The 23,666-nt window shown below is 65.9% G+C and carries 24 protein-coding genes; 8 read left to right on the top strand and 16 right to left on the bottom strand.

Translation table 11 applies throughout. The features are described from left to right. Nucleotides 1-6 precede the first annotated feature (6 nt). The gene (gene uvrC / locus I5E68_RS11740; protein ID WP_197163926.1) at nucleotides 7-1,950 is read left to right on the top strand and encodes an excinuclease ABC subunit UvrC; all 1,944 of its coding nucleotides are present in this window, start codon (nucleotides 7-9) and stop codon (nucleotides 1,948-1,950) included. Nucleotides 1,951-1,965: 15 nt separating this feature from the next. On the opposite strand, the gene I5E68_RS11735 is transcribed toward uvrC, so the two are convergent. From I5E68_RS11735 to I5E68_RS11725, 3 genes are all read right to left on the bottom strand, one after another. After that, nucleotides 1,966-2,811, bottom strand: coding sequence for a cupin domain-containing protein (locus tag I5E68_RS11735; protein WP_197164806.1), 846 nt, complete (start codon nucleotides 2,809-2,811; stop codon nucleotides 1,966-1,968). 23 nt (nucleotides 2,812-2,834) lie between these two features. Then, nucleotides 2,835-3,902: a GNAT family N-acetyltransferase gene (locus I5E68_RS11730; protein WP_197164805.1), complete on the bottom strand. Its 1,068-nt coding sequence runs from the start codon at nucleotides 3,900-3,902 to the stop codon at nucleotides 2,835-2,837. Nucleotides 3,903-4,180: 278 nt separating this feature from the next. Next, a complete protein-coding gene (locus I5E68_RS11725; RefSeq protein WP_197163925.1) occupies nucleotides 4,181-6,283 on the bottom strand; it encodes a sodium-translocating pyrophosphatase in 2,103 nt (700 codons plus the stop codon). Between the two features lie 655 nt (nucleotides 6,284-6,938). Here I5E68_RS11725 and I5E68_RS11720 point away from each other — a divergent pair. Further along, nucleotides 6,939-7,577, top strand: coding sequence for a hypothetical protein (locus I5E68_RS11720; protein WP_197163923.1), 639 nt, complete (start codon nucleotides 6,939-6,941; stop codon nucleotides 7,575-7,577). A gap of 278 nt (nucleotides 7,578-7,855) precedes the next feature. Here I5E68_RS11720 and thiL read toward each other — a convergent pair whose 3' ends face one another. The 5 genes from thiL to I5E68_RS11695 form a co-directional block, all read right to left on the bottom strand. Continuing rightward, nucleotides 7,856-8,815 (bottom strand): thiamine-phosphate kinase, encoded by a 960-nt coding sequence (gene thiL / locus I5E68_RS11715; RefSeq protein ID WP_197163921.1) that lies wholly within the window; start codon nucleotides 8,813-8,815, stop codon nucleotides 7,856-7,858. An 84-nt stretch (nucleotides 8,816-8,899) separates the two neighbouring features. Further along, nucleotides 8,900-9,343 carry a transcription antitermination factor NusB gene (gene nusB, locus I5E68_RS11710; protein ID WP_197163919.1) on the bottom strand — a complete coding sequence of 148 codons (444 nt, stop codon included), beginning with the start codon at nucleotides 9,341-9,343 and terminating at the stop codon, nucleotides 8,900-8,902. Then, on the bottom strand, nucleotides 9,343-10,632 hold the full coding sequence (gene hisD / locus I5E68_RS11705) for a histidinol dehydrogenase (protein ID WP_197163917.1): 1,290 nt from the start codon (nucleotides 10,630-10,632) through the stop codon (nucleotides 9,343-9,345). The genes nusB and hisD overlap by 1 nt, the downstream gene beginning before the upstream one ends. Further along, nucleotides 10,632-11,300: an ATP phosphoribosyltransferase gene (gene hisG, locus I5E68_RS11700; protein WP_197163915.1), complete on the bottom strand. Its 669-nt coding sequence runs from the start codon at nucleotides 11,298-11,300 to the stop codon at nucleotides 10,632-10,634. The genes hisD and hisG overlap by 1 nt, the downstream gene beginning before the upstream one ends. Nucleotides 11,301-11,418: 118 nt before the next feature. Further along, on the bottom strand, nucleotides 11,419-11,691 hold the full coding sequence (locus I5E68_RS11695; RefSeq protein WP_197163913.1) for a BolA family protein: 273 nt from the start codon (nucleotides 11,689-11,691) through the stop codon (nucleotides 11,419-11,421). Nucleotides 11,692-11,731: 40 nt separating this feature from the next. On the opposite strand from I5E68_RS11695, the gene I5E68_RS11690 reads away from it, so the two are divergent. Further along, nucleotides 11,732-12,331, top strand: coding sequence for a DnaJ domain-containing protein (locus I5E68_RS11690; RefSeq protein ID WP_197163911.1), 600 nt, complete (start codon nucleotides 11,732-11,734; stop codon nucleotides 12,329-12,331). An 18-nt stretch (nucleotides 12,332-12,349) separates the two neighbouring features. Here I5E68_RS11690 and I5E68_RS11685 read toward each other — a convergent pair whose 3' ends face one another. The 5 genes from I5E68_RS11685 to I5E68_RS11665 form a co-directional block, all read right to left on the bottom strand. Further along, complete coding sequence (locus I5E68_RS11685) at nucleotides 12,350-12,835, bottom strand: GFA family protein (RefSeq protein ID WP_197163909.1); 486 nt, start codon at nucleotides 12,833-12,835, stop codon at nucleotides 12,350-12,352. Beyond that, nucleotides 12,832-13,332: an SRPBCC domain-containing protein gene (locus I5E68_RS11680; protein ID WP_197163907.1), complete on the bottom strand. Its 501-nt coding sequence runs from the start codon at nucleotides 13,330-13,332 to the stop codon at nucleotides 12,832-12,834. Before I5E68_RS11680 ends, I5E68_RS11685 begins: the two co-directional genes overlap by 4 nt. A 20-nt stretch (nucleotides 13,333-13,352) precedes the next feature. Beyond that, nucleotides 13,353-13,994 (bottom strand): glutathione S-transferase family protein, encoded by a 642-nt coding sequence (locus tag I5E68_RS11675; protein ID WP_323982148.1) that lies wholly within the window; start codon nucleotides 13,992-13,994, stop codon nucleotides 13,353-13,355. A 153-nt stretch (nucleotides 13,995-14,147) separates the two neighbouring features. Continuing rightward, complete coding sequence (locus I5E68_RS11670) at nucleotides 14,148-14,993, bottom strand: VOC family protein (RefSeq protein ID WP_197163905.1); 846 nt, start codon at nucleotides 14,991-14,993, stop codon at nucleotides 14,148-14,150. Between the two features lie 2 nt (nucleotides 14,994-14,995). Beyond that, a complete protein-coding gene (locus tag I5E68_RS11665; RefSeq protein WP_197163903.1) occupies nucleotides 14,996-15,355 on the bottom strand; it encodes a DUF1428 domain-containing protein in 360 nt (119 codons plus the stop codon). A 193-nt stretch (nucleotides 15,356-15,548) separates the two neighbouring features. Between I5E68_RS11665 and I5E68_RS11660 the strand changes: the two genes are divergently transcribed. Both I5E68_RS11660 and cobS read left to right on the top strand, forming a co-directional pair. Next, the gene (locus I5E68_RS11660) at nucleotides 15,549-16,277 is read left to right on the top strand and encodes a winged helix-turn-helix transcriptional regulator (RefSeq protein ID WP_323982147.1); all 729 of its coding nucleotides are present in this window, start codon (nucleotides 15,549-15,551) and stop codon (nucleotides 16,275-16,277) included. A 63-nt stretch (nucleotides 16,278-16,340) separates the two neighbouring features. Continuing rightward, nucleotides 16,341-17,333, top strand: a complete 993-nt coding sequence (cobS, locus tag I5E68_RS11655; RefSeq protein ID WP_197163898.1) for a cobaltochelatase subunit CobS — start codon at nucleotides 16,341-16,343, stop codon at nucleotides 17,331-17,333. Nucleotides 17,334-17,417: 84 nt separating this feature from the next. Here the strand turns inward: cobS and I5E68_RS11650 are convergent, their stop codons facing one another. Beyond that, the gene (locus tag I5E68_RS11650; protein WP_323982146.1) at nucleotides 17,418-18,527 is read right to left on the bottom strand and encodes a diguanylate cyclase domain-containing protein; all 1,110 of its coding nucleotides are present in this window, start codon (nucleotides 18,525-18,527) and stop codon (nucleotides 17,418-17,420) included. 504 nt (nucleotides 18,528-19,031) lie between these two features. Here I5E68_RS11650 and I5E68_RS11645 point away from each other — a divergent pair. After that, nucleotides 19,032-20,651, top strand: a complete 1,620-nt coding sequence (locus I5E68_RS11645) for an FAD-dependent oxidoreductase (protein ID WP_197163893.1) — start codon at nucleotides 19,032-19,034, stop codon at nucleotides 20,649-20,651. 9 nt (nucleotides 20,652-20,660) lie between these two features. Here I5E68_RS11645 and truA read toward each other — a convergent pair whose 3' ends face one another. Then, nucleotides 20,661-21,407, bottom strand: a complete 747-nt coding sequence (gene truA, locus I5E68_RS11640) for a tRNA pseudouridine(38-40) synthase TruA (RefSeq protein WP_197163891.1) — start codon at nucleotides 21,405-21,407, stop codon at nucleotides 20,661-20,663. An 8-nt stretch (nucleotides 21,408-21,415) separates the two neighbouring features. Next, nucleotides 21,416-22,324 (bottom strand): methionyl-tRNA formyltransferase, encoded by a 909-nt coding sequence (fmt, locus tag I5E68_RS11635; RefSeq protein ID WP_197163888.1) that lies wholly within the window; start codon nucleotides 22,322-22,324, stop codon nucleotides 21,416-21,418. Nucleotides 22,325-22,406: 82 nt separating this feature from the next. On the opposite strand from fmt, the gene recR reads away from it, so the two are divergent. Beyond that, nucleotides 22,407-23,000 carry a recombination mediator RecR gene (gene recR / locus I5E68_RS11630; RefSeq protein WP_197163886.1) on the top strand — a complete coding sequence of 198 codons (594 nt, stop codon included), beginning with the start codon at nucleotides 22,407-22,409 and terminating at the stop codon, nucleotides 22,998-23,000. Between the two features lie 87 nt (nucleotides 23,001-23,087). After that, nucleotides 23,088-23,654 carry a peptide deformylase gene (gene def, locus I5E68_RS11625; protein WP_197163884.1) on the top strand — a complete coding sequence of 189 codons (567 nt, stop codon included), beginning with the start codon at nucleotides 23,088-23,090 and terminating at the stop codon, nucleotides 23,652-23,654. The last annotated feature ends 12 nt before the right edge of the window (nucleotides 23,655-23,666 follow it).

The following is a 23,666-nucleotide window of genomic DNA, read 5'->3' as shown; positions in this document are numbered from 1 at the left end:
CAGGACATGTCGCGTACTCCTGCCGGAACCCCTGACCAGCCCCAGCGCACCGAGCGTTTCAACGAGGAACGGGCGACCTCCAGCGTGCGCGGATCGGACCAGCCCGACCTGCAGGCGGGCGTCGAGGTGATCCGCGACACGGTGCGCACGCTGCCCACGCGTCCGGGCGTCTACCGCATGCAGGACGCGCGCGGCGAGGTTCTCTACGTCGGCAAGGCGCGGGTGCTGAGGAACCGCGTCGCCAACTATACGCAGTGGGAGCGGCTGCCGATCCGGCTGCAGCGCATGGTCAGCCAGACCCGCTCGATGACCATCGTCACCACCAATTCCGAGGCCGAGGCGCTGCTGCTCGAAGCGCAGCTGATCAAGCGTTTCCGTCCGGCCTACAACGTGCTCTTGCGCGACGACAAGTCGTTCCCCTTCATCCTGCTGCGGGCCGAGCATGATTTCCCGCGGATCATGAAGCACCGCGGTGCGCGCAAGGCCAAGGGCAACTACTATGGCCCCTTCGCCAGCGCGGGTTCGGTCAACACCACGATCAACGCGCTGCAGAAGCTGTTCCTGCTGCGTTCGTGCACCGACAGCTTCTTCTCGCGTCGTGATCGTCCCTGCCTGCTCTACCAGATCAAGCGCTGCTCTGCGCCTTGCGTGGGTCGCATCGACGAGGCGGGCTATGCGGAACTGGTGCGCGAGGCCAAGGACTTCCTTGGCGGCAAGTCGAATGCGGTGCAGCGCAAGATCGAGGGGCAGATGGCCGAGGCGGCCGAGGCGCTCGACTTCGAGCGCGCGGCGATGCTGCGCGACCGCTTGCGCGCGGCGACCTTCATCCAGGGCAGCCAGGCGATTAACGCCGAGGGCCTCGACAGTGCCGACATCTTCGCGATGGCCAACCGCAACGGTCAGATCGGCATCCAGGCCTTCTTCATTCGCGGCGGGCAGAACTGGGGCCACCGCGCCTTCTTCCCGACCCACACCGAGGGGCTGGGCGACGAGGACGTGCTGCAAAGCTTCCTCACCCAGTTCTACGAGGAAGTACCGCCCGCCCGGGTGATCATAGTCGATCGGGAAATTCCCGAAAGCGACCTGCTTGCGGAGGCCTTTCGCGAGGTTGCCGGCCACAAGGTCGAGATTTCGGTGCCGCAGCGCGGTTCGCGCCGCAAGCTGCTCGAACAGGCGACGCGCAATGCCGTCGAGGCGCTCGACCGGCGTCTGGCGGAACGCGGCACGCAGGCGAAAATCCTGCGCGAGATGGCTGAATTTCTCGAATTGGCGGACGTGCCGCAGCGCATCGAGGTCTACGACAACAGCCATATCTCGGGCACCAAGGCGCTGGGCGCGATGATCGTCGCGGGGCCCGAGGGATTCATCAAGAACCAGTACCGCAAGTTCAACATCCGCGAGGCGCAGAGCGACGACGACTACGCGATGATGCGCGAGGTCATGACCCGCCGCTTCGGCCGCGCGCAGGAGGAGGACCCCGACCGCGAGAGCGGGACCTGGCCCGATCTGGTGTTGATCGACGGCGGCAAGGGACAGATGAGCGCGGTCAAGGATGCGCTCGAGGAGCTGGGCGTCGAGGACGTCAACCTCATCGCCATCGCCAAGGGCCCGCATCACGGGCGCGAGGGACGCGAGGTGTTCCATTTTCCCGATGGGCGCGAGAAGATGCTGCCGGTCAATTCGCCGCTGCTGTTCCACCTCCAGCGTTTGCGCGACGAGGTCCACCGCTACGTCATCGGCGCGCACCGCGCCAAGCGCAGCCGCGCGATCACGGCCAGCCCGCTCGACGAGATTCCCGGCATCGGCCCGGCACGCAAACGCGCGCTTCTGCTGCATTTCGGTACCGCCGGCAAGGTGCGCGCGGCGAGCCTCGAGGACCTCCAGCGCGCGCCCGGCGTCAGCGCCACGGTGGCGCAGACGATCTACGACTTCTATCACCCCGGCGGTTGACGTCGGGACGGTCGGTCAGCGCGTCTGGCCGCGCAGCTTGCGCAGGACCTTCCAGGCCGTGGCTTTCACCCGGTTGCGCGCAGGCCAACGGGCCGGGGCGGAAGGGTTCATGCCAAGCTTGCGCAGCACCGCGTTGAAGGCACGCGCATCGGCTTCGGCAAAACTCCAGTCCGAGCGCCACGTGATCGACAGCGATACCGACGGCTCGGGGCCGTTCTCGACGAAGTGCGGCGCCATGACGGGGACGTAGACCGCCTCGCCAGCGGACAGAGCGAAGCGGGTGCCGCCCTCGAGCAGGCTTTCGTCCCAGCGCAACTCGCGCCCGCCGCCGGTGTGGTAGGTCTCGTGGACCTCGTCGGGGGCGTATCGGTGTTGTCCGGCGGGAAACTGAGTCATGACCTTGGAGCCGCGCACCTGCAGCAGGATGTTGTGCTCGGGGTCGAAATGGTAGGGGGTCACACCGCCCGCCGAAGTGACGAAGACGAAGGCCTGGAGCTTCATCATCGCACCGGTCCTGGCCTCGATTTCGGGGCGTAGTTCGCAGAGCAGATCATCGAGAAGGGCCGCATAGGCGGGATGCTGTTCGATGTTCTTGAGTGCCGCCCACGAGCGGGAAGTCTGGATCTGGCGGATGGTCTCGCCGATGGGCACGCCGGTCGGCTCGGGTTTGTCTTCGACACCGATCGGCTGGTCGCTGGCGTTATATTCGATGGAGCTCTCCGGCAGCGTTTCCGCGAGGCTCGCCAGTGCCTCCAGCTCGAGCAGCGGGTGGCGGCCGAGAGCATGGTTCAGGCGATGCGGGATTTCGGGATAGCTGTCGGCGAAGGCCTTGCGGGTCTCTTCGGGGAAGACGCCGGACATTGCCGAATGGTCGAGGGGCTTGTTCACTGCGGGCTCTCCACGGGGTGGCGGGCGATCTCGGCCGCGACGAAGCGGGAAAAGAGGGAGCGGCGCACGCCACCGCCGATGGCGACGGAAAGCCGCACGATGCCGCGCCGCTCGCGCCAGAGGTGATCGATCATCGGATGGTCGCTGGCGGCGCAGCTGTCGCTCCAGGCGATCGCGGGGTTGTCGAGCACGGCGAGGTTTTCCAGTTGCAGCAGGACGCCGGGAGAGAAGCGGGCATAGCTCTCGTCGAAGGCGGTCTTGAAGGAGAAGGCGCCGGGGGCGCCGAGAAAGCTCGCCAGCATGGCGATGGGCCTGCCATCGAGCCGGAGCGCGAGGCGTTCGAGCCTGCCACGCTCACCCGCTCCGGCAAGCGCATCGCGGAACAGTTGCGCGGTGCGTGCATCGCAGGCAAGCGCCGATCCGGCCTTGCCCTTCCAGCCGCTGCCTTCGAGCGCGAGAAACTCCCCGCACCATGCATCGAGGTTCTCACTACCGAGAAGCCGCTCGTGCTGGACCTCGCCCAGTTCGGCCAGCCGCCGTGCCTGGCGGCGCAGTTCCTTACGCTTGCCGGTCGACAGTGAGGCTTCGAGATAGGCTTGTGCCGTCAGAGGCGAGGCGAGCAGGGCGCGTTGCTCGCGGTGGACTGTGGCGAGCTGGCGGCCTTGCTGGCGCGCGACGTCCTCGAGCGCGCGGTGCAGGGCGCCGCCCTCGATCATCGCGCGCAGGTGAAGGAAGATCGACAGGCCTGCATGCGCGTCCGCCCAGTCGAGCACCGCGCGCCAGAAGGCGTGTTCGGCTCCGCTTGCGACGAGCGGCGTGCCGCAGAAGCAGTTGGCGTGCAGCCATGCGGCGAGGTTGGGAACCGGCCGGCCATAGTAGCGACGGGCGCGTCGGATCGGCAGCAGTCCGGCCAGTTCTCCGTCGATGGTGAAGTGCAGGACCTCGACGGTCTCGCTTGCGGACAGATGGCGCAGGGAGGGCAAGAGGTACCAGCTCTCGAAGAAGGGATTGGGCTCGCTGGCCCTTACGGCGAGACGGTCCCATGCCGCGACTTCGGCCTCCATCGCGCGCCAGGGTACACAGGCAAGGGCAGGGCGGCCCGCAGGCGCGGTGTCGTGGTCGCAGCCCGAGGACACGGCAGCCGTGGTCAAAACTCCCTGATCCTCGAAAGCCACCGTGACTGCGTCCGTCGATATCTGCCCGCGCGACCCTGCGCAGACCGGGACATAGCCCAAGCAGCCGAAGAATTCGCTAATGAAGCGACCTGATCATGCGAAGAGGGGCGGCGTACCGTTGCCCGGTACGCCGCCCCGCTCCTGCTGGCCGTACTGGTACCCGGTGGCTAACCCGCAGCCAGTGCCGCCAGCAGGAGGAGCGCTACGATATTGGTGATCTTGATCATCGGGTTCACCGCGGGGCCCGCGGTATCCTTGTAGGGATCGCCCACGGTGTCGCCGGTGACCGCGGCCTTGTGCGCCTCCGAGCCCTTGCCGCCGTGGTTGCCGTCCTCGATGAACTTCTTGGCATTGTCCCAGGCCCCGCCGCCGGACGTCATCGAGAGGGCAAGGAACAGCCCGCCGACGATGACGCCGAGCAGCAGCGCCCCCAGCGCGGCAAAGCCGTTGGCGCGCCCGGCGACGAGCATGATCGCAAAGTAGACCGCGATCGGGGTCAGCACCGGCAGCAGCGAGGGCACGATCATCTCGCGGATCGCTGCCTTGGTGACGAGATCGACGGTCCGGGCATAGTCAGGCTTCGAGGTGCCCTCCATGATCCCCTTGTTGGACGCGAACTGGTCGCGCACGTCGATCACCACGTCGCCCGCCGCGCGACCGACCGCAGTCATGCCCATGGCCCCGAAGAGATAGGGCAGCAGTGCGCCGAGCAGGAGGCCGACGATGACGTAGGGGTTCTCGAGACTGAAATCGACGTCGAGCCCCGGGAAGAACGTGCGAAGGTCGGTGGTATAGGCCCCGAAGAGCACCAGCGCGGCAAGGCCAGCCGAGCCGATGGCGTAGCCCTTGGTGACGGCCTTGGTGGTGTTGCCCACCGCATCGAGCGCATCGGTCCGCTCGCGCACGGTGTCGTCGAGGCCTGCCATCTCGGCGATGCCCCCGGCATTGTCGGTGACGGGGCCGTAGGCATCGAGCGCGACGACCATCCCTGCAAGCGCCAGCATCGCGGTCGCTGCATAGGCGATGCCGAGCAGGCCTGCGATCTGGAAGGCGATGACGATGCCCGCGACGATCACCAGCGTCGGCAGCGCGGTCGCCTCGAGGCTGACCGCGAGGCCCTGGATGACATTGGTGCCGTGCCCGGTCTCCGATGCCTTGGCGATCGAGCGCACCGGACGATAGCCGGTCCCGGTGTAGTACTCGGTGATCCAGATGATGAGGCCGGTGACGACGAGCCCGAGCAGCGCGCAGTGGAACAGGTCGAAGCCGTGGACCTCGCGCGCGCCGACCATGACCTCGGCGTTGATGTCGCCCAGCGCATGACCGATCGCCAGCCAGATCGCCGGGACCGAGAGGACGGCGGTGACGAGGAAGCCCTTGTACATCGCGCCCATGATGTTGTTCGAGGCACCCAGCCTCACGCAGTAGGTGCCGATGATCGAGGTGACGATGCAGACCCCGCCGATCAGCAGCGGCAGGCTCATCAGAGGCATCAGCAGCGGATCGGTGGCGCTCACCAGCATGGCGGTGAGGACCATGGTGATGCCGAGCGTCACGACGTAGGTTTCGAACAGGTCGGCGGCCATTCCCGCGCAGTCGCCCACGTTGTCGCCCACGTTGTCGGCAATGACCGCCGGGTTGCGCGGGTCGTCCTCGGGGATGCCCGCCTCGACTTTGCCGACGAGGTCCGCGCCAACGTCAGCGGCCTTGGTGAAGATGCCGCCGCCAAGCCGCGCGAAGATCGAGATCAGCGAGGCACCGAAGGCGAGGGCGGTCAGGCCCTCGATCACGGTACGGTCCGCACCGCCCACGCCATGCCCGGCGAGCCCGGTGAGGTATCCGTAGAACACCGCGATCGCGAGCAGCGCGAGGCCTGCTACCAGCATCCCGGTGATCGCGCCGGAACGGAAGGCGAGGGTGAGGCCGGACTGCAGCCCCTCCTGCGCGGCGGCAGCAGTGCGCACGTTGGCGCGCACCGAGATGTTCATGCCGATGAACCCGGCCAGCCCCGACAGGATGGCACCGATGATGAACCCGACCGCCGAGACCGTGCCCAGCGTAAGGTTCAGGATCAGCGCGACGACGATCCCGACCACCGCGATGGTCGTGTACTGTCGCTTGAGGTAGGCCTGCGCGCCCTCCTGGATGGCGGCTGCAATTTCGAGCATGCGCGCATTTCCCGCTGGCGCGCCCAGCACCTGGCGGCTGGTGAGTAGGCCATAGATGACCGCCAGAAGCCCCAGGACAATCGCGATCGTGACTGTATCCACGACTACGTCCCCTTCCCATGTTTTGTTTTCGTTACTTCAGCGGGTTTTCCCGCTCGATGAGTAAAGGGCTATCGCGAAGCCGGTTGACTGGCAAGCGACTTGTCCGTGGGCCTGCGGAGGGTGGGTGATTTTGCGCCGAGGTTAATTCGACTTTCCGGCTTGCGCCCTTGTCGGTCGCTCCAGGGGCGATTTGATGCGCCAGTGAGCCGACATTCCGCATAGCCGGGCACGAAATTTTGCAGGCCTCTACGATAGGTGCTCTGGGTGTCCGATCTAGCAGATCCAATTGAGGGGGCTTAGTTGCCCCAAAGTCCGAGCGTCTGGCCAAGAAAACTAACCAACGTCCCGACCACCACAATCAAGACCCCGATTAATCGGATGCGCTTCCAGAGCCGAAAACCCTCGCTCTCGTCCAAAATCATGATCCTGCTATCGAAACAGCGATCAGGATATGTCAGCACTTGACGGTGACGGCAATGGGGGGCGTGACCCTCCCCGCAACGCAGCGATGCGCCCATTGTCGTCGTCGATCACCTCAATTCCATTACTCGGAAGCGGTCACCTGTTCCGCTTGGGCTGAGCCTCGTGCTCGAAAAGCCTGCCGGTCTGCAAACGACCGATTGCAGACGCAATAGACAGCGGCCATTGTGCCCGAATGCTGTCACGTTTTCTCGATAAGTTTCGTCGAAAGGCAAAGCGACAAACTGCGTTGGAGGTTTTGGAGGCCGGTCGTGGTGTCGCCCCCGCAGACCGCGACCTTTCTCATGTTGTGCCAATCATCCTGCCGTTAGAATTGCTGACAAGCTCTTGGCCCGGACCAATCGTTCAAATTGGCGACCTTCCCTTCTGCGCCGCTTGGGCAACCTGTGGAGAAATGAACACTTTCTTCTATGTGACTGAACACGAAGCGCAGTTCTGGGAGGATGCCGGAATTGATTGGCGAGCGACTGCCTTCGCAAATCTCGCAAGAATTTCAGAGAATCGCCCGGCGTCTGGAGAAAAGCTGGACGAGGATGGCGTGCCCTTTTTGAAAGTCATGCTGCATGAAGATGCCGTTGGTCCGTCGCGGCTCCTACTTCCACACCTGTTCGACGAAATTCTCGGGGCGGATTACGAAGTGGCCATACCGGAACAAACATGTGCCATTGCATATCGGAAAAATCTGTCTCCGGACCAAGAGGCTGATGTGAGTGGTGTGATCAATGGGTGTCATGAACACGGCACTGAACCGATGAGCGCTGAGAGGTTCAACGCGCATAGGTTCTGGGAATTTGCTAAAGAACAATCATTCTAGCGAATGACAGCAATCAAACCGCCCAACCCTTTTACCTGACAGTCCGCTTCCCACCCATTGTGGTCATCTAAGCGGGCAATAGCTTTGCCTGAAAGCGGACAGGCGGCAGACAGCACTTTCTGTCGAAATGCAGAAATTCCGCAATCGGCCCATTTCGGACGTTCCACTCATCCCGAATCAGCGAGAGACCCGACGAAGTCGAAAAGTCGGCGTGTTCGATATCATGGGCGGATAGCAGCAGCACAGCTGCGGCGGCCGCCAAGCAGCCATTGTCCTGCTTAATGCTCGTAACCCAGTCTCTTGGGCAGCGGCACCGGATCGCCGAAATGCAGCAGCGTCACGCCCTGTCCCGCCGATACCGAGCCGATGGCGTAGAGGCTGCGACCGAGATTGGCCGCGACTTCGCGGATGCGTTCGGAGCGGTCGGCGGGGGCGGAGAAGAGCAGGCAATAGTCGTCGCCAGCCGTCATCGCGGCGAGGCGGGACTTGAGCGTGTCGCCCGTGAATTCGCGCGCCTCGGCGGACAGGGGCACGGCGTCGGCGGCGATGCCGATGGCACAGTCGCTGGCGCGGGCCATGCGTGCGGCGTCGACCAGCAGGCCGTCCGAGACGTCCATCATCGCGTTGACCAGCGGGGCGAGGGCGCGGCCAAGCGCCGGGCTCGGCTCGGGCCGGCGATAGCGTCGGGCGAGGACCTGAGCGCAGCCCGTGGCGGCAGTGCGCGCGCCGGTCAGGATCGCAAGTCCAAGCCCGGCATCGCCGATGGTGCCGCTGACCCAGAGCCGGTCGCCCGGCTGTGCATCGCCGCGCGCGGGGGCGGGGCGCCCCTTCGGCCCTCTACCCAGCGCGGTGAGCGAGAAGCTGCGCGGTGCGTTTTTGGGCATGCGCACCGTGTCCCCGCCGAGCAGAGGAATGGCAAAATGCGCGCAGGCTTCGGCAAGACCGGCAAGAAATGCGGTGTCCCACAGGTCCTCGCCGAGCGCGTGCGAATAGAGGCAGCCGACAGGGTCTGCTCCCTTTGCGGCGAGGTCGGAGACATTCACCGCGACCAGCTTCCAGGCGACGTCGCCGGGCGGATCGTCAGGCAGGAAGTGGACACCCTCGACGACCGTGTCGAGGGTCAGGACCAGCGCATCGCCGCCGAAATCGAGCACCGCTGCATCGTCTGCCAGCCCTCGCGCGGCGGGACTGGCCGCGAGCGCGCGCAAGGCTTCGATGTGAGCGGACTCGGCGTTCATACCTAAGAGAATGCAGCGCGCCGGGTTCGCTGTCGAGAGCGCTACTGCGTCTCTCGCATTAATTCCCGTTCGCACGCCGCCGCGTCAGCGAACCGCCTTGGCGACCGCGTCGAGCACGCCATTGACGAACTTGGCCTCGCGCTCGTTGAAGAAGGCGTGGGCGACATCGACATATTCGCTGATCGCAGCGCCCGTGGGGATGTCTGCGCGCGCCATGAGCTCGTAGGAACCTGCACGCAGGATCTGGAGCATCGTCTTGTCGAGGCGGGCCAGCGACCAGCCGGTCGCGAGCTTGCCGGTCAGCAGTCCGTCGATCTCGTCGCGGCGCGCGATCACGCCCTTCACGATGTCGTTGAAGAAGGGGACTTCGGCGCGGGTGAACTGCTCGTCGTCGATCTCCATGCCGAGGCGGTGGCGGTGGAATTCGTCGAGCAGGCTGGCCTCGGGGGTACCCTCCATGTCGTACTGGTAGAGCGCCTGGACGGCGGACAGGCGGGCTGCGGCCCGTGCTTTCTTGGAACCGGACATTACTTTTCGAGCCTTATGGAAATGGAGCGGGCATGCGCGGGCAGGCCTTCGGCGCGGGCGAGGGCCACGGCGGCAGGGCCGACGGCCTCGAGCGCGGCCTCGTCGAGCTGGATGAAGCTGGTGCGCTTCATGAAGTCGAGGACGGAGAGACCGGAGGAGAAGCGCGCGCGGCGCCCGGTGGGAAGGACGTGGTTGGGCCCGGCGACGTAATCGCCGACCGCCTCGGGGGTCATGCGGCCCAGGAATACCGAACCGGCATGGCGGATCTTGGCGAAGATCGCCTGCGGGTCCTCGGTCGCGATCTCGACGTGCTCGGCAGCGAGGCGATTGGCGAGCGCGGGGGCCTCGTCGAACGAGGCGACCTCGATGATGACGCCATTGTCGTTCCACGAGGTGCGCGCGGTCGGCTCGGTGGCGAGCCTTGCCAGTTCGTCCTCGACCGCGCCTGCGACGGCGTCTGCAAAGGCAGCATCGTCGGTAATCAGGATCGACTGCGAGGTCGGGTCGTGCTCGGCCTGGCTGAGCAGGTCGGCGGCAATGTGCGCGGGATCGTTCGCGCCATCGGCGATGACGAGGATCTCGCTCGGCCCGGCGACCATGTCGATGCCGACGACACCGTAGAGCTGGCGCTTGGCTTCGGCCACCCAGGCATTGCCCGGGCCGGTGACGACGTCGACCGGGGCGATCCGCCCGGTGCCGTAGGCGAGGGCGCCGACGGCATGGGCCCCGCCAACGCGCCAGACCTCGTCGACCCCTGCTAGGTGCGCTGCAGCCAGCACGAGCGGGTTGACCTCGCCCTTGGGCGTGGGTGTCACGACGACCAGCCGTCCAACGCCCGCGACCTTGGCGGGAATCGCGTTCATCAGCAGCGAGGAGGGATATGCTGCGCGTCCGCCGGGCACGTAGAGGCCCGCGGCATCGACCGCGTGCCACACCGCGCCGAGGCGCACCCCGGCCTCGTCGGTGTAGTCGCGGTTCTCGGGCAGCTGCGCCGCGTGATAGGCACGGATGCGCGAGGCGGCCAGTTCGAGTGCTGCGCGAAGGTCCGGATCGAGCGCGTCGAAGGCGGCCTTGCAGTCTTCGGCGGAGACCTGCCACCCGGTCGTATCGAGTTCGTGCCCGTCGAACTTTGCGGTCAGTTCGGCCAGCACGGCATCGCCGCGCGCGCGCACGTCGGCGAGGATTGCCGAGACCGCGGAGGCGACATCGCTCGCGCTCTCGCGGCGGTCGTCGACCACGGCGGCGAACTTCGCCGCAAAGTCGCCATCACGGGTGGAGAGACGCTGCATCAGGCGCTGGCTCCGGCCTCGAGGCGCGCCTCGGTGACCAGCGCGCGGAAACGCTCGACCAGCGCGCCCACGCGCTCGTCGGTCTTGAGCGCGGCGCGGTTGACGATCAGGCGCGCGGAGATGTCGAGGATCTTGCTCGTCTCGATGAGGCCGTTCTCCTTGAGCGTGCGACCGGTCGAGACCAGATCGACGATGCGGCTGGAAAGGCCGAGCGTCGGGGCCAGTTCCATCGCGCCGTTGAGCTTCACCACCTCGGCCTGCACGCCCAGTTTCTCGAAGTGGCGGCGGGTGAGGTTGGGATACTTGCTCGCGACACGAAGGTGCGAGGGCAGGCTCTGCGTCTGCTCGCCATCGATCTCGGCAACCGAGAGATGGCAGTGGCCGATGTTCAGGTCGACCGGCGCATAGAGGTCCTCGTAGTTGAATTCCTCGACCACGTCCGAACCCACGATCCCGACTTGCGCTGCGCCATGCGCGACGAAGGTCGCCACGTCGAAGGCGCGTACGCGGATCAGGCGCATGTCGCTGCCTTCGCACGCGAAGGAGAGCGCGCGCGACTTCTTGTCGTGGAACTCGGCATCGGGAACGACACCGGCACGAGCCATGAGCGGCAGGGCCTCTTCGAGGATACGGCCCTTGGGGATGGCGAAAGTCAGGTTCTTGGGCATGGTGCGCGCATTTAGGCGCGCCGTCGCCAAAGGGCAACCGCGATGGCGCGCGATTCGCCATTCGGGCAAGGCGAGCAGGTCCGAGGCGCGCCCCGACACACGCCATTGCGGCGTGGTGCTATTCGCCCGGAGCGCTCGCGCGGATGGCGATGGCATGGACCCGCTGGCCTGGGATGTCGCCCAGCGCTGCATTGACCATGCGCTGGCGCTGGAGGCGCGAAGCCCCTTGGAAACGCGGGCTTTCTATGAGGATCGTGAAGTGCGATTCGCCGGTCCCGTCATCGCCCGTGTGGCCGGCGTGGGAAGCGGAGTCGTTGACGATCTCGAGGTGGGTCGGCGCAAGGGCTGCGGTGAGCAGCGCGTGCATTTCCTGGGCTATGGGTCCGGTCATGGGGTTCCATTTAGGCGTTCGATGGCCCATCTTTAAGCGGGTGAGACATCAGAAATTTCATGGACGTTTCGATTCCGGCGGGCGCGAGTGCAGCTGGCCGGGGTGCGAGGATACTGGTGAATTCCGTGCGCCGGGTTCGCGTTCGCCCGGCTTCGACGGTCCCGGCGACTACCGCTGGTTCTGCCTTCAGCACGTGCGCGAGTTCAATGCGGGCTACGACTACTTCGAGGGCATGGAGGCCGAGGAAATCCTGCGCGCCCAGTCGCCAATCCACGGCTGGGAACATACCGCGCGCGCCTTCCGTCCCGACGAGAGCATGGACGCGGCGCCGCGCTGGGCCGACTATGCCGACCCCCTCGACGCGATCAACCAGCGCGCCCGCGACCATATGCGCCGACGCACTGGCGAGGTGCGCGAGGAAATGCGCAGCCAGGCCCGTTTCACCCCCGAAGAGCGTCAGGCGCTCAGGGTCATGGGGCTGGAGATCGACGTCGACGCCAAGACCTTGCGCCTGCGCTACACGCGCCTGCTGCGCCAGTTCCACCCCGACCACAACGGCGGCGACCACGGCCACGCCGCGCGGCTGCAGTCGGTGGTCGAGGCTTACCAGATGCTCAGGAAGGCTGCTGCCTTCGCTTAGGTGAAGGCTTGTTTCGGCTCAGCGCCCAAGCACTTTGCGCCAGCGCAGCGCGTTGTCCTCCCCGAATACGCGCACCACGTCCTTGCCGGTGTAGAAGGCCTCGAACTGTTCCGCGTCCTCGGGGATCACGAACCAGGGCTGACGGGTGGCGGTGAAGATGTGCAGGTCCGGGGCGAGGCCGGAGGTGTCGTCGAGCGTGCCGGCGCGCATGAAGCGGGCCTTGTCGCCGGCCATGTGCATGACCGAACAGAGCGAGACGTGGCACTGCGGGCAGCGGTGGTTGGACTGGCCGTGTCCGCTCGCGGTTTCCATCTCGATCACCTCGGGCCTGGCACCCGAAAAGGTGACGGCATCCGTCTCGATCACGAGGTTGAGAGCAAAGGCGCTGCCGGTCTGGCGCTGGCAGGCGTGGCAGTGGCAGCACTTTATGACGATCGGTTCGGCCTCGAGCCTATAGCGCACGGACCCACAGTCGCAGCCGCCTTCCTGCCCCGTGAAGCTCATCCGTTTTCTCCCGCTTCCTCGCATAGCGCGGCGAGTTGCTCCGCCACTGCATTCCAGCCCTGGGTGAAGCCCATTTCCTCGTGCGCGCGCTTGTCCTCGGCGTTCCAGTGACGCGCGCGACCGGTATAACGTGTGCCTTCGCCCTCGGGCGCGATCTCCCAGATCCCGATCATGAACGGGCGCGCCGGACGCAGGTCACCCGAAATCGCGTCGGTGGTCGCGAACATGCGGCCTTCCTCGAAGGCGAGGAAGAGGCCGTCCTGCGCGATCACCTCGCCCTCGGGACCCAGCATCGTCGTGCGACAGCGCCCACCCGCACGGCATTCGCGCTCGTCGATGCGCATGCGCCATGGACGCGGGCACCACCATTCCTCCTGACGCTCGATCAGGACATGCCACACGCGTTCGGGCGGGGCGGCGATGAAGCGCGTGACGCTCAACTCGAGCGCCTCTGCCTCTTTGCCTGCGTCATCGGGCGCCGTCGTCTCTTGATCCATCCAGGCCTCTCCCGCCGGGGCTACTTGCCCATTTCCGCGATCAGCTTGCCGTCGATCGCCTTGGCGGCCTTGTAGGCGGGGCGCGCCTGGCAGCGCTCGGCATAAGCGACGAGCGGTTCGCTGGGCGGGAACAGCCCGAAGTTGAGGCCCCAGTCGACCGAGCTGCCGACGTAGACGTCGGCCATGGTGAAGCGTTCGCCGCAGATCCAGCGGCGCCCGTCGAGAAATTCCTCGATGGTCGCGGTCGTGCGTGCGAACGAGCCGAAGCTGGCCATGCCTTCCTGCTTGGACCCCTTGGGCTCGAAACCCAGCGCCTTGGCGGTGAGCGCCTGGTCGACCGGCCCGGCGCAGAAGAAGGTCCAGCGGTAATAGTTGGCCATTTCGCCGTCGTTGGGCAGCAGTTCGGCCTCGGGGTGCATCTCTGCGAGGTAGAGGCAGATCGCCGCCGCCTCGGTGATCACGCGGTCGCCATCGTCGGCATGGTGGACGAGCGTGGGTACCTTGCCCATCGGGTTGTAGTCGAGGAAGACTGGCGACTTGTCGGCCCAGTCGACCAGCGACTGGGCGTAGTCGGCGTGGACTTCCTCGAGTGCCCAGCGCGCGATCTGGCCGCGCGACATGGGATTGGTGAAGAAGGTGTACTCGCTGTCGTCAACGCTCACGCACGCTCTCCCGAAGCAGTCGGCACGAGCCCATGAGGCGAAAGGCGCCGCGGGCTGCCGATGGTGGAACGCTGCAGGAACACGGGGGCTGCGTCAATGCGCTTGAAGCCATCGTCATCGAGCAAGGCGAGGGGCCGTGAAAGCGTCTGGCACTTACTCCCGGCGTGGCCCGACCAGGGCAAAGGCCGCGCCTTGCGGATCGCTACCAGCCACGCTGAATTCGCCGCCGGGGATCGGTTGCGGATCGCCGTGCATGTGAGCGCCGCCTTCGCGTGCAGCGGCGACCGCGCGGTCGATGTCATCGACCCCGATGTAGAAGCTCCAGCCACAATGCGTCATGAAGTCGGGCTTGGCCATAACCGCACCGATGGTAATCGCATCGCGCTGGATGAAGCAGTAGTCGCCAAGATCGCCCATCGGCATCGCGCCTTCCTGGCTCCATCCGAAGTGGTGCAGATAGAAGGCGATCGCTCCGGTCCGGTCAGGGGTGACGAGTTCGTTCCAGCGCACCGACTGGGGGCGATCGACAGTGAAGGCGCTCGATGCGGCTTGCCCTGCACCTTCGGGCGGTTGCGGGGTCATGATGTAGAAGGGGGCGCCCCAGGGGTCGGTTACGAGCGCTATGCGGCCGACACCCTCGATATCGCTCGGCGGCATGTGCCCTTCGCCGCCATCGCCAGTGATCGCGGCATAGCTCGCGTCGACGTCGGCGACCGCAATGTAGCCGAGCCATGCAGGGCGCGCGCCGCCCTGCGTCATCTCGGGCGAGAGAGGCAGGATGCCGCCCGCCATGGCGCCATCGTCGCGCTCGATCATGCGATAGCCGAGCGGGTCGCCGGGGGCGGGGGGCGAAACCTTCCAGCCGACGACCTTTTGGTAGAAGGCGGCGGACGCCGGGGCATCGTCGGTCATCAGCTCGTACCAGATGAAGCTGCCTGCGCCGCAGTCAGCCGGGACGTCTGCTGTTTGACCCTGTGCCGGGTTGTCGATGCCGGGCATGATCAGGCTCCCGCTTCGTAGACGGGCTCGAAGCCGCCGAAGATCATCCGGCTGCCGTCGAAGGGCATAGGATTGAGCGCCGGGTCCATGCGCGGATCGCTTTCCATCGCGGCCATGCACGTGTCGCGCGTTGCCTTGTCTGGCCATTCGATCCAGCTGAACACGACGGCTTCGTCCTCCTTCGCCGCAACGGCGCGGTGAAAGTCGGTCTGCTTGCCGTGGGGTACGTCATCGCTCCAGCACTCGACTATGCGCCTTGCGCCGTATTCGAGGAACAGTGCGTCGAAGGCGCGGGCGTGATCGATGAAGTCCTGCTTGCGTCCGGCAGGCACGGGAATGACGAAACCGTCGACGTAAGTCATTGGGCTCTCCCTCGGGGGCGCGGCGATCTCGCTCGATACGGTCGGCCTGACGACCCATGCGGACGAAGCCGAAATGATCCAGTCTCGGTCGAGTCGTCCTAGGTCGATGCTCTGCCTCCAGGTTACTTAAGGCAACCGGCAAATGCGGCGTAACCGTACGGCGTGCCGGACGTGCGGTAGGGAGACTGGCATCGTGCGGGAGGTGACCCGGCGGCGGAGCGATCATGCTTTTGACGGCGATGCGCAGGCGTGCACCGGTGGACATCGTCGCTGGTACCGTGAAGGCTGCGCTCTGGCCTTCGCGCTCGAACTGGTGGGGGAGCGCTGGACGCTGCTTATCGTGCGCGAGCTCATGCTCGGGCCCTGCCGTTTCAACGAACTGCGCCTTGCTTTGCCCGGCATCTCGGCCAAGGTCCTGACCGAGCGGCTCGATGGGCTCGAGGGGCGCGGTATCCTTGGGCCGGTCTGGTTGCCGCCACCGCTCGCCGTCTCCGCTTATGCCCTCAGCCCCAAGGGTGCCGGGCTCGCGCCGGTCCTGCGCGAACTGGTGCGCTGGGCCTGGCCGCTCGAGGGACGGGACGGGGACCTGCCGCTCACGCCCGTCTCGCTCATGCTCGCACTGCATGCGCTGGTCGATCCCGAACTGATCGGCGATCTGGCGGCATGGATCGTCTTCGAGGTCGCAGAGCGCCGCTTCGCTGCCCGGCTGACAGGCGATGGGCTGGACATCCATCCCTGCAGCGAATCGCTGACAGAGCCCGATCTGCATTTCCGTGCGCCGCGTGCCGTGGACTACCTGTCGCTGTTCACGGGGAAAGTCGCGCTGGGGGACGAGGGCTGTGTGGTCACGCTTTGCGGGGACCGGGCGCTTGCAGGGCGGGTGATCGACCTAATGGTTCGCTCCCTAGCGCGCGAGCGTTAAACGCGGAACCTGTTCATCTAGCGTGTTGCGGTGCGGCGCGCGCTCATCTACTCGATGGTCGCGATGACTGACAGTGCAACGACCCAGACCGAGAACCGCGACGCCACCGTGCTGGCCGCGCCCGATATCGAACTCGACGTGCGCGAGACTTTCGGAATCGACATCGACATGAAGGTCCCCGCCTTTTCCAAGGCGGACGAGCGCGTGCCCGATGCCGATCCGACCTATGTCTTCGACCCGGACACCACGCTCGCGATCCTGGCAGGCTTTGCCTATAACCGCCGCGTCATGGTCCAGGGCTATCACGGCACCGGCAAGTCGACTCACATCGAGCAGGTTGCCGCCCGCCTCAACTGGCCGTGCATCCGCATCAACCTCGATGCCCACATCAGCCGTATCGACCTGATCGGGCGCGACGCCATCGTCCTGCGCAACGGCATGCAGGTCACCGAATTCCGCGAAGGCTTGCTCCCTTGGGCGCTGCAGCACCCGGTAGCCCTGGTGTTCGACGAATACGACGCGGGCCGCCCCGACGTGATGTTCGTGATCCAGCGCATCCTCGAGACCGAGGGCAAGCTGACCCTGCTCGACCAGAACCGCGTGATCCGTCCCGACAAGCACTTCCGCCTCTTCGCCACGGCGAACACGGTGGGACTTGGCGATACCTCGGGCCTCTATCATGGCACGCAGCAGATCAACCAGGGCCAGATGGACCGCTGGAATCTCGTTGTCGGGCTCAACTATCTGCCCGCAGAGACCGAGGTCGAGATCGTCTCGAAGAAGGTTACCGGCATCTCGACGCAGGTCATCGCGCAGATGGTCAAGGTCGCGGATTTCTCGCGTCAGGGCTTCATGAACGGCGACATCTCGACCGTGATGAGCCCGCGGACGGTGATCACCTGGGCGCAGAACTCGGAAATCTTCAAGGACGTGGGCTTCGCGTTCCGCCTCTCGTTCCTGAACAAGTGCGACGAGACCGAGCGCATGCTGGTGGCCGAATATTATCAGCGCGTCTTCGGCACCGAGCTTCCCGAAAGCGTCGTCGCCAAGAACTGATCGAGGGCTGCTTGCGGGCGCGGCTTCACGGACGCGCCCGCCGCTCTCGTTTGCGCCTACGCAGCAGCCTCTCGCTCACGCCGATCAGGCAGCAACGATGCTGAGCTGCGGAGCGCCACGCTGGCGCTTGGCCTCGTAGAGGCGCCCGTCGGCCCGCTCGAGCAGGGTCTCGAGTTCGACGTTGCGATCCTGGTTGATGATCGTTCCGACGCAGGTCGAGATGAGGATCGGGAGGCCCTCGATCTCGTAGGGTTCGCGGATGGCCAGCGCGACACGCCGGGCCAGACGCTCGGCTTCCTCGCCATTGCCGATTCCGAACTGGACGACGGCGAACTCGTCGCCGCCCAGCCTCGCGACTATGTCGCCGGCACGGATCGCGCCGCGCAGCCGTTCGGCCACTGCGGCCAGTAGAGCATCGCCGACACCGTGACCGTGCAGGTCGTTGACCTGCTTGAACCCGTCGAGATCGAGATAGTGCACCGCTACCGTGCCCGTGGGCGTGATCGATCGCGCCTCGCGGAAATACTCGCGCAGCGCGAGGCGATTGGGCAGGCGGGTGAGCGTGTCGCGGCGCGCCTGCAGGGTGGAGGTCAGACGCTGGCCGATCTCGGCCTGCGCGCCCTGGCAGCGCACCTGTACCGATTGCGCACCGGCAATGACGAAGGCCGAGGCGATCAGGGCCATGGCGACGTAGACGCTGTCGCCCGAGAAGAACGAGACCAGAGCAACCGGGATCACCGCCAATACGATGCTGGAGATCGCGAGGAGGGGACGCTGGCCGCAATTCGTGGCAACCCCCGCGCAGTAACCGACGATCAGGCAGATGACGAGCATGTGGACCTCGGCATTGGTGCCAAGGAAAACGAGCATGCCGAAAACGCCGAGCAGGGCCGAGAAGGCCGTGTACGGTACCGCGAAAATGATCTCGAGACGTCTTGCCGCCTGGCGGTCCAGGCTCGCCGTGAGCGCCTCTTCGCGCAGCCAGTAGGTGCAGGCGAGACGGGTCGCCGAGGCGACTACCCCAAGCGTGCCGACCACGGTCAGCGCTGTCGAGGGCATCCGGCCATGGGCGAGCACGAAGGAAAAGGTGAAGGCGAGCAGCATGATCGCGGCCGGCGTCGCATTGACGAACAGGCTGCGTACCTGCTCGGCATAAATTCGGTCTCCCAGAGAACTCGTGGCTCTTCCCGGCACGTCTCGTTCCGCCTGTATCAAGCGCTCGGGCACGGTGCCCGAGCTGTGTCGCTGCGTCATCCGTCCAGTCGGTCGGTCCGATTCGCAGCACGACCTTTCTAGGAGCTGGCGTCAGAGCATTGCCTGATCGAACCTGGTAAACGGATGGAAAAGGAAGCTTGCCGTTTATTTACGAGGTGAGATCCTGGGCGGCGCGATCCCGCTCGCCACGCCGAAGCGTGCATGGCGCATGATGAAAATTCCTCACATATTCGGTGAGAAATCGGCTAGAATGGCCATCTGGCAATAGTTCTTTGTGAAGCTACATAGCCTAGCAACAGGGGCTGACAGCAAGCTGACAAGGTCCAGGATATTCCGACCTTGCCGCGGTACCGACCGCTACCAGCGACGGCCCGTCGATGTTCCGAAAAATGGAGCGCGGCGCGCGTTTGGTGGTTTCGGCGACTGGAAACGGCACTCCCCTGTGCAAAGCCATGTCCTGACCACCGAGACGAAGTTCCTGTCATGCTTATCGACTTCAAGACCACCGCGTTGACCACTTTCGATGCCGACGTTTGCATTGTCGGCTCCGGCGTTGCGGGTATCACCGTAGCGCGCAGGCTGCTTAGCGCCGGGCGCAGCGTGACGATCCTCGAGTCGGGCGGCTTCGACTACGAGGAAGACACCAGCGACCTCAATGCGGGCGATACGGTAGGCGCGCCCTATTATCGGCTCGACCATGCGCGCATGCGTTTCTTCGGCGGGACCACGGCGATCTGGGGCGGGCGCATCGCCGAACTGGATCCGATCGATTTCGAACGACGCGAGTGGGTGCCCTATTCGGGCTGGCCGGTCTCCTATGCGCAGATGCGCGAGTACTACGACCAGTCGCGCAGCTATTTCGGTCTGCCCGAGCGCCGGCTCGAAGCGGGCGACCTGCGCGAAGTCGGAGTCTGGTTCCCCGACTTTGCGGATACCATGGCGGTCAAGCTGTGGAACTTCGATTCCGAATCGAGCCGCTTCAACATCAAGCATTGCCGCGATCTCGTGAGCCATCCACGCTGCACGATCCTGACTCATGCCACGGCCACCCGCATCCGCACCGATCACTCCGGTGCCCATGCGACCGGCCTCGACATCGCCAATCTGGTAGGACGCTCCGCGCGCATCAACGCCCGGCAGGTGGTGCTGGCCTCTGGCGGTATCGAGAACCCGCGCCTGCTGCTCGCTTCGAACCAGGTCCACGCGAAGGGGCTGGGCAATGCTCACGATCTCGTCGGGCGCTTCTTCATGGAGCATCCGCATGCGCGCGGCGGTCATGTCACGACCAATCTCGTGTGGGACATGTTCAAGGCCTATGGCCGGCGTCACACGCTCGACGGACAGACGGTGGCCGCGCTGCTCGCCGCGGCCGAGGGCACCCAGCGCCGCGAGGGCATGCTCAACACCTCGATGACGATCGCCCCGCGACAGCCTGCCGATAGCCGCCAGTTCTTCGGCATGCGCGCCTACAACAAGGTCAAGCACGATCTCTCGCCCACGCGCCATGCGCGGCTGATGTGGCTGGTCACGAAGCGCGCAGCGACACTGGCGCAGAAGGTCGCCGATCCGGCGCGTTCGTGGCTCCTGTACAAGCTGAACCGGGTTGAGGCAGCGCTGCTTGTGCGGGCCGAGCAGGCACCCAATCCCGATAGCCGTGTTCGCCTCTCGGGCGAACGCGACGCACTGGGGATGCCCCGTGTCGAACTCGACTGGCGCCTGACCGACCTCGACGTGCACTCCGTCGACCGGCTCGTGTCGACCTTCGGCGCGGAGCTTGACCGGCTGGGGCTGGGCAAGGTTGCCAAGGCTCCCTGGCTTTCGGGCAAACAGCGCGAATGGACCTTCGACCCGCTGGTCAGTGCACACCCGATCGGGGGCTATCACCATATGGGCACGACCCGCATGGCCGCGACACCTTCGCAGGGCGTCGTCGATGCGCAGTGCCGGGTGCACGGCGTCGACAATCTCTATGTCGCGGGCAGCTCGGTCTTCCCGACCTCGGGCTGGGCGAACCCGACCTTCACCATCGTCGCACTGGCGCTGCGTCTGGCCGACCAGATCGCCGGGGAGCCGAGCCAGACGGTCTGGAAGAAGTCCGCCTGAGGGCCCGCCTCAAATATCGGGATAGATTGCGCGCACGAAGTAAAGCCCGTCGGGCGGGGCGTTGAGCCCGAGCGCCGAGCGGTCGCGTGCGGCAAGGGCTTTCGCGACCTCGTCTTCGTCCCAGCGACCCACCCCGACGAGCGCGAGACAACCGACCATCGAGCGCACCTGATGGTGCAGGAAGCTGCGCGCTTCGGCCTCGATCAGCACGCTCTCGCCCTCGCGCCTGACGGCGAGCCTGTCGAGCGTCTTCAAGGGACTGGCGGACTGGCAGTGCACCGAACGGAACGTCGTGAAGTCGTGCCGACCGACCAGCGCCTGCGCGGCGCGGTGCATTGCGGCGGCGTCGAGCGGCTGGGGTACCTGCCAGGCCTTGCCGCGCTCGAGCGTGAGCGGGGCGCGGCGATTGACGATGCGGTAGATATAGGCCCGCCCCACGCAGGAGAAGCGCGCGTGCCAGTCGTCGGGTACGACCTCGCAGGCGGTTACCGCGACCGGGTCGGGCCGCATCAGGGCGTTGAGCGCTTCCATCAGCCGGAAGGGCTCTATCGCCTTCTCGATGTCAACATGAGCGCGCATGGCGAGGCCATGGACGCCCGAATCGGTGCGGCCCGCAGCGTGCATGACCACCTGTTCGCCGGTGACCTTGTGGGCGGCATCCTCGATGGTCTGCTGCACCGAGGGGCCGTGCGACTGGCGTTGCAGGCCCATGAACGGTGCGCCGTCGAACTCTATGGTGAGGGCAAAGCGGGTCATCGCGTCGGTCAGCCCAGTTCGGTTCCGACAGGAATGGCCCGGCCGCGCAGGAGGTCGGCGGTCGCCATCTCGGGCTTGCCTGCGCGCTGGATGCGCGTGATCGCGAGTGCGTCCGTGCCGCAGGCAACGGTCAGGGCATCGTCGAGCGTCGTGCCGGGTTCGCCAGAGCCTTGCGCGATCTTGGCGGCGCGGACCTTGTAGCGCTCGCCATCGAGTTCGAAGAACGCGCCCGGCACCGGCGCGAAGGCGCGCACCTGCCGTTCGATCTGCTCGGCGCTGGCGCTCCAGTCGATGCGCGCCTCGGCCTTGTCGATCTTCTTCGCGTAGGTGACGCCGTCCTCGGGCTGCGTGACGGCGCGGTGCACGGCGAGATCGCGCAAGGTGCCGACCATCAGCTGCGCGCCCTTGTCGGCGAGTTCCTCGGTAAGTGCGCCGGCGGTCTTGTCCTCGATCACGGTGCGCAAGGTGGCGAGCATCGGCCCGGTGTCGAGCCCTGCTTCCATCTGCATGATGGTGACACCCGTCGTCGGGTCTCCGGCCAGAATCGCGCGCTGGATCGGCGCGGCGCCGCGCCAGCGCGGCAGGATCGACGCGTGGATGTTGAGACAGCCCAGACGCGGCGCGTCGAGCACGGCTTGCGGCAGGATCAGGCCATAGGCCGCGACGACCGCGATGTCGGCCTCGAGCGCTGCGAAGGCGGTCTGCTCATCGGCACCCTTGAGCGAGACCGGGTGGCGCACCTCGATGCCCAGCGCCTCGGCGGCTTTGTGGACGGGGGAGGGGGTCAGTTCCTTGCCGCGGCGACCGCCCGGGCGCGGGGGCTGGCTGTAGGCGGCCACGACCTCGTGCCCCGCCTCGACCAGCGCGCGCAGTGCCGGTACCGCGAAATCCGGGGTTCCCATGAAGATGATGCGCATTTTGGGGAAATCTCCGACTGGTTTTCGCTTGGGCCCGCGCTTGCTGTGGCGCTTCTCGTGGCGAGGCCCTATCTGCGGTTGCATGGCATCGCAAGAGATCGAGACGCTGACGGCTGCCCTCGCGCGGCTTCCCGGGCTTGGCCCCCGCTCGGCGCGCCGCGCCGTGCTGTGGCTGATCAAGCGGCGCGAGACTGCGCTGGTCCAGCTCGTCGATGCGCTCGCGGCGGTGCGCGACACGCTCGTCGAGTGCTCGACCTGCGGCAATGTCGATACCAGCGACCCTTGCGGGATCTGCACCGACGCGCGCCGCGACCAGCGCTCGCTGTGCGTCGTCGAGGAAGTCGCCGACCTGTGGGCGCTCGATCGTGCGCACCTGTTCACCGGGCGCTACCATGTGCTCGGTGGCAAGCTCTCCGCGCTCGACGGAGTGCGTCCCGAGGACCTTGCCATCGACACGCTGCTCGCGCGGGTTTCGGCGGGGGGGATCGACGAGGTGCTGCTGGCGATGAACGCGACGCTCGAGGGGCAGACCACCGCGCACTACATCGCTGAGCGGCTCGAGGGGCTGCCGGTGCGCGTGACCCAGCTGGCCCATGGCCTGCCGGTGGGCGGCGAGCTCGATTATCTCGACGAAGGTACGCTTGCCCAGGCAATCCGCGCGCGGCGACAACTTTAGCAGACGAGAACGCTGGCTTGTCGCACCGATTACCGTGATCGGCGCTGCAATCTTGCGCGAAGCGCGCGGGCGCATTATCTGGCGCTCATGGCTATCCGCGAAATTCTTGAAGTTCCCGATCCCCGCCTCAAGGAGATCTCCCGCCCGGTCGAAACCTTCGATGCCGAGCTGAAGACCCTCGTCGAGGACATGTTCGAGACGATGTACGATGCCCCGGGCATCGGTCTTGCCGCCATCCAGGTCGGCGTTCCCCTGCGCGTGCTGGTGATCGATCTCCAGCCCGACGATCCGGACGCCGAGCCCGAGGTCTGCAACCACGGTGGCCACCAGCACACCCACCAGCCGACCAAGCGCGAACCGCGGATATTCATCAATCCCGAGATTCTCGATCCGTCCGAGGACCACACGGTCTATCAGGAAGGCTGCCTCTCGGTTCCCGAGATCTACGCAGACGTCGAGCGTCCCTCGACCTGTCGCGTGCGCTATCAGGATCTCGAGGGCCAGACCCACGAGGAGCAGATGGAAGGCATGATGGCCACCTGTCTGCAGCACGAGATGGACCATCTCGAAGGCATCCTGTTCATCGACCACCTCTCGCGCCTCAAGCGCCAGATGGCGCTCAAGAAGCTCGACAAGCTGCGCCGCGCGGCCTGATCCGCGCCCACG

It is taken from the genome of Novosphingobium aureum (genome assembly GCF_015865035.1).
Lineage (GTDB): Bacteria > Pseudomonadota > Alphaproteobacteria > Sphingomonadales > Sphingomonadaceae > Novosphingobium > Novosphingobium aureum.
Note: the sequence above shows the minus strand (reverse complement) of the source record. Positions and strands in the feature narration are given on the sequence as shown.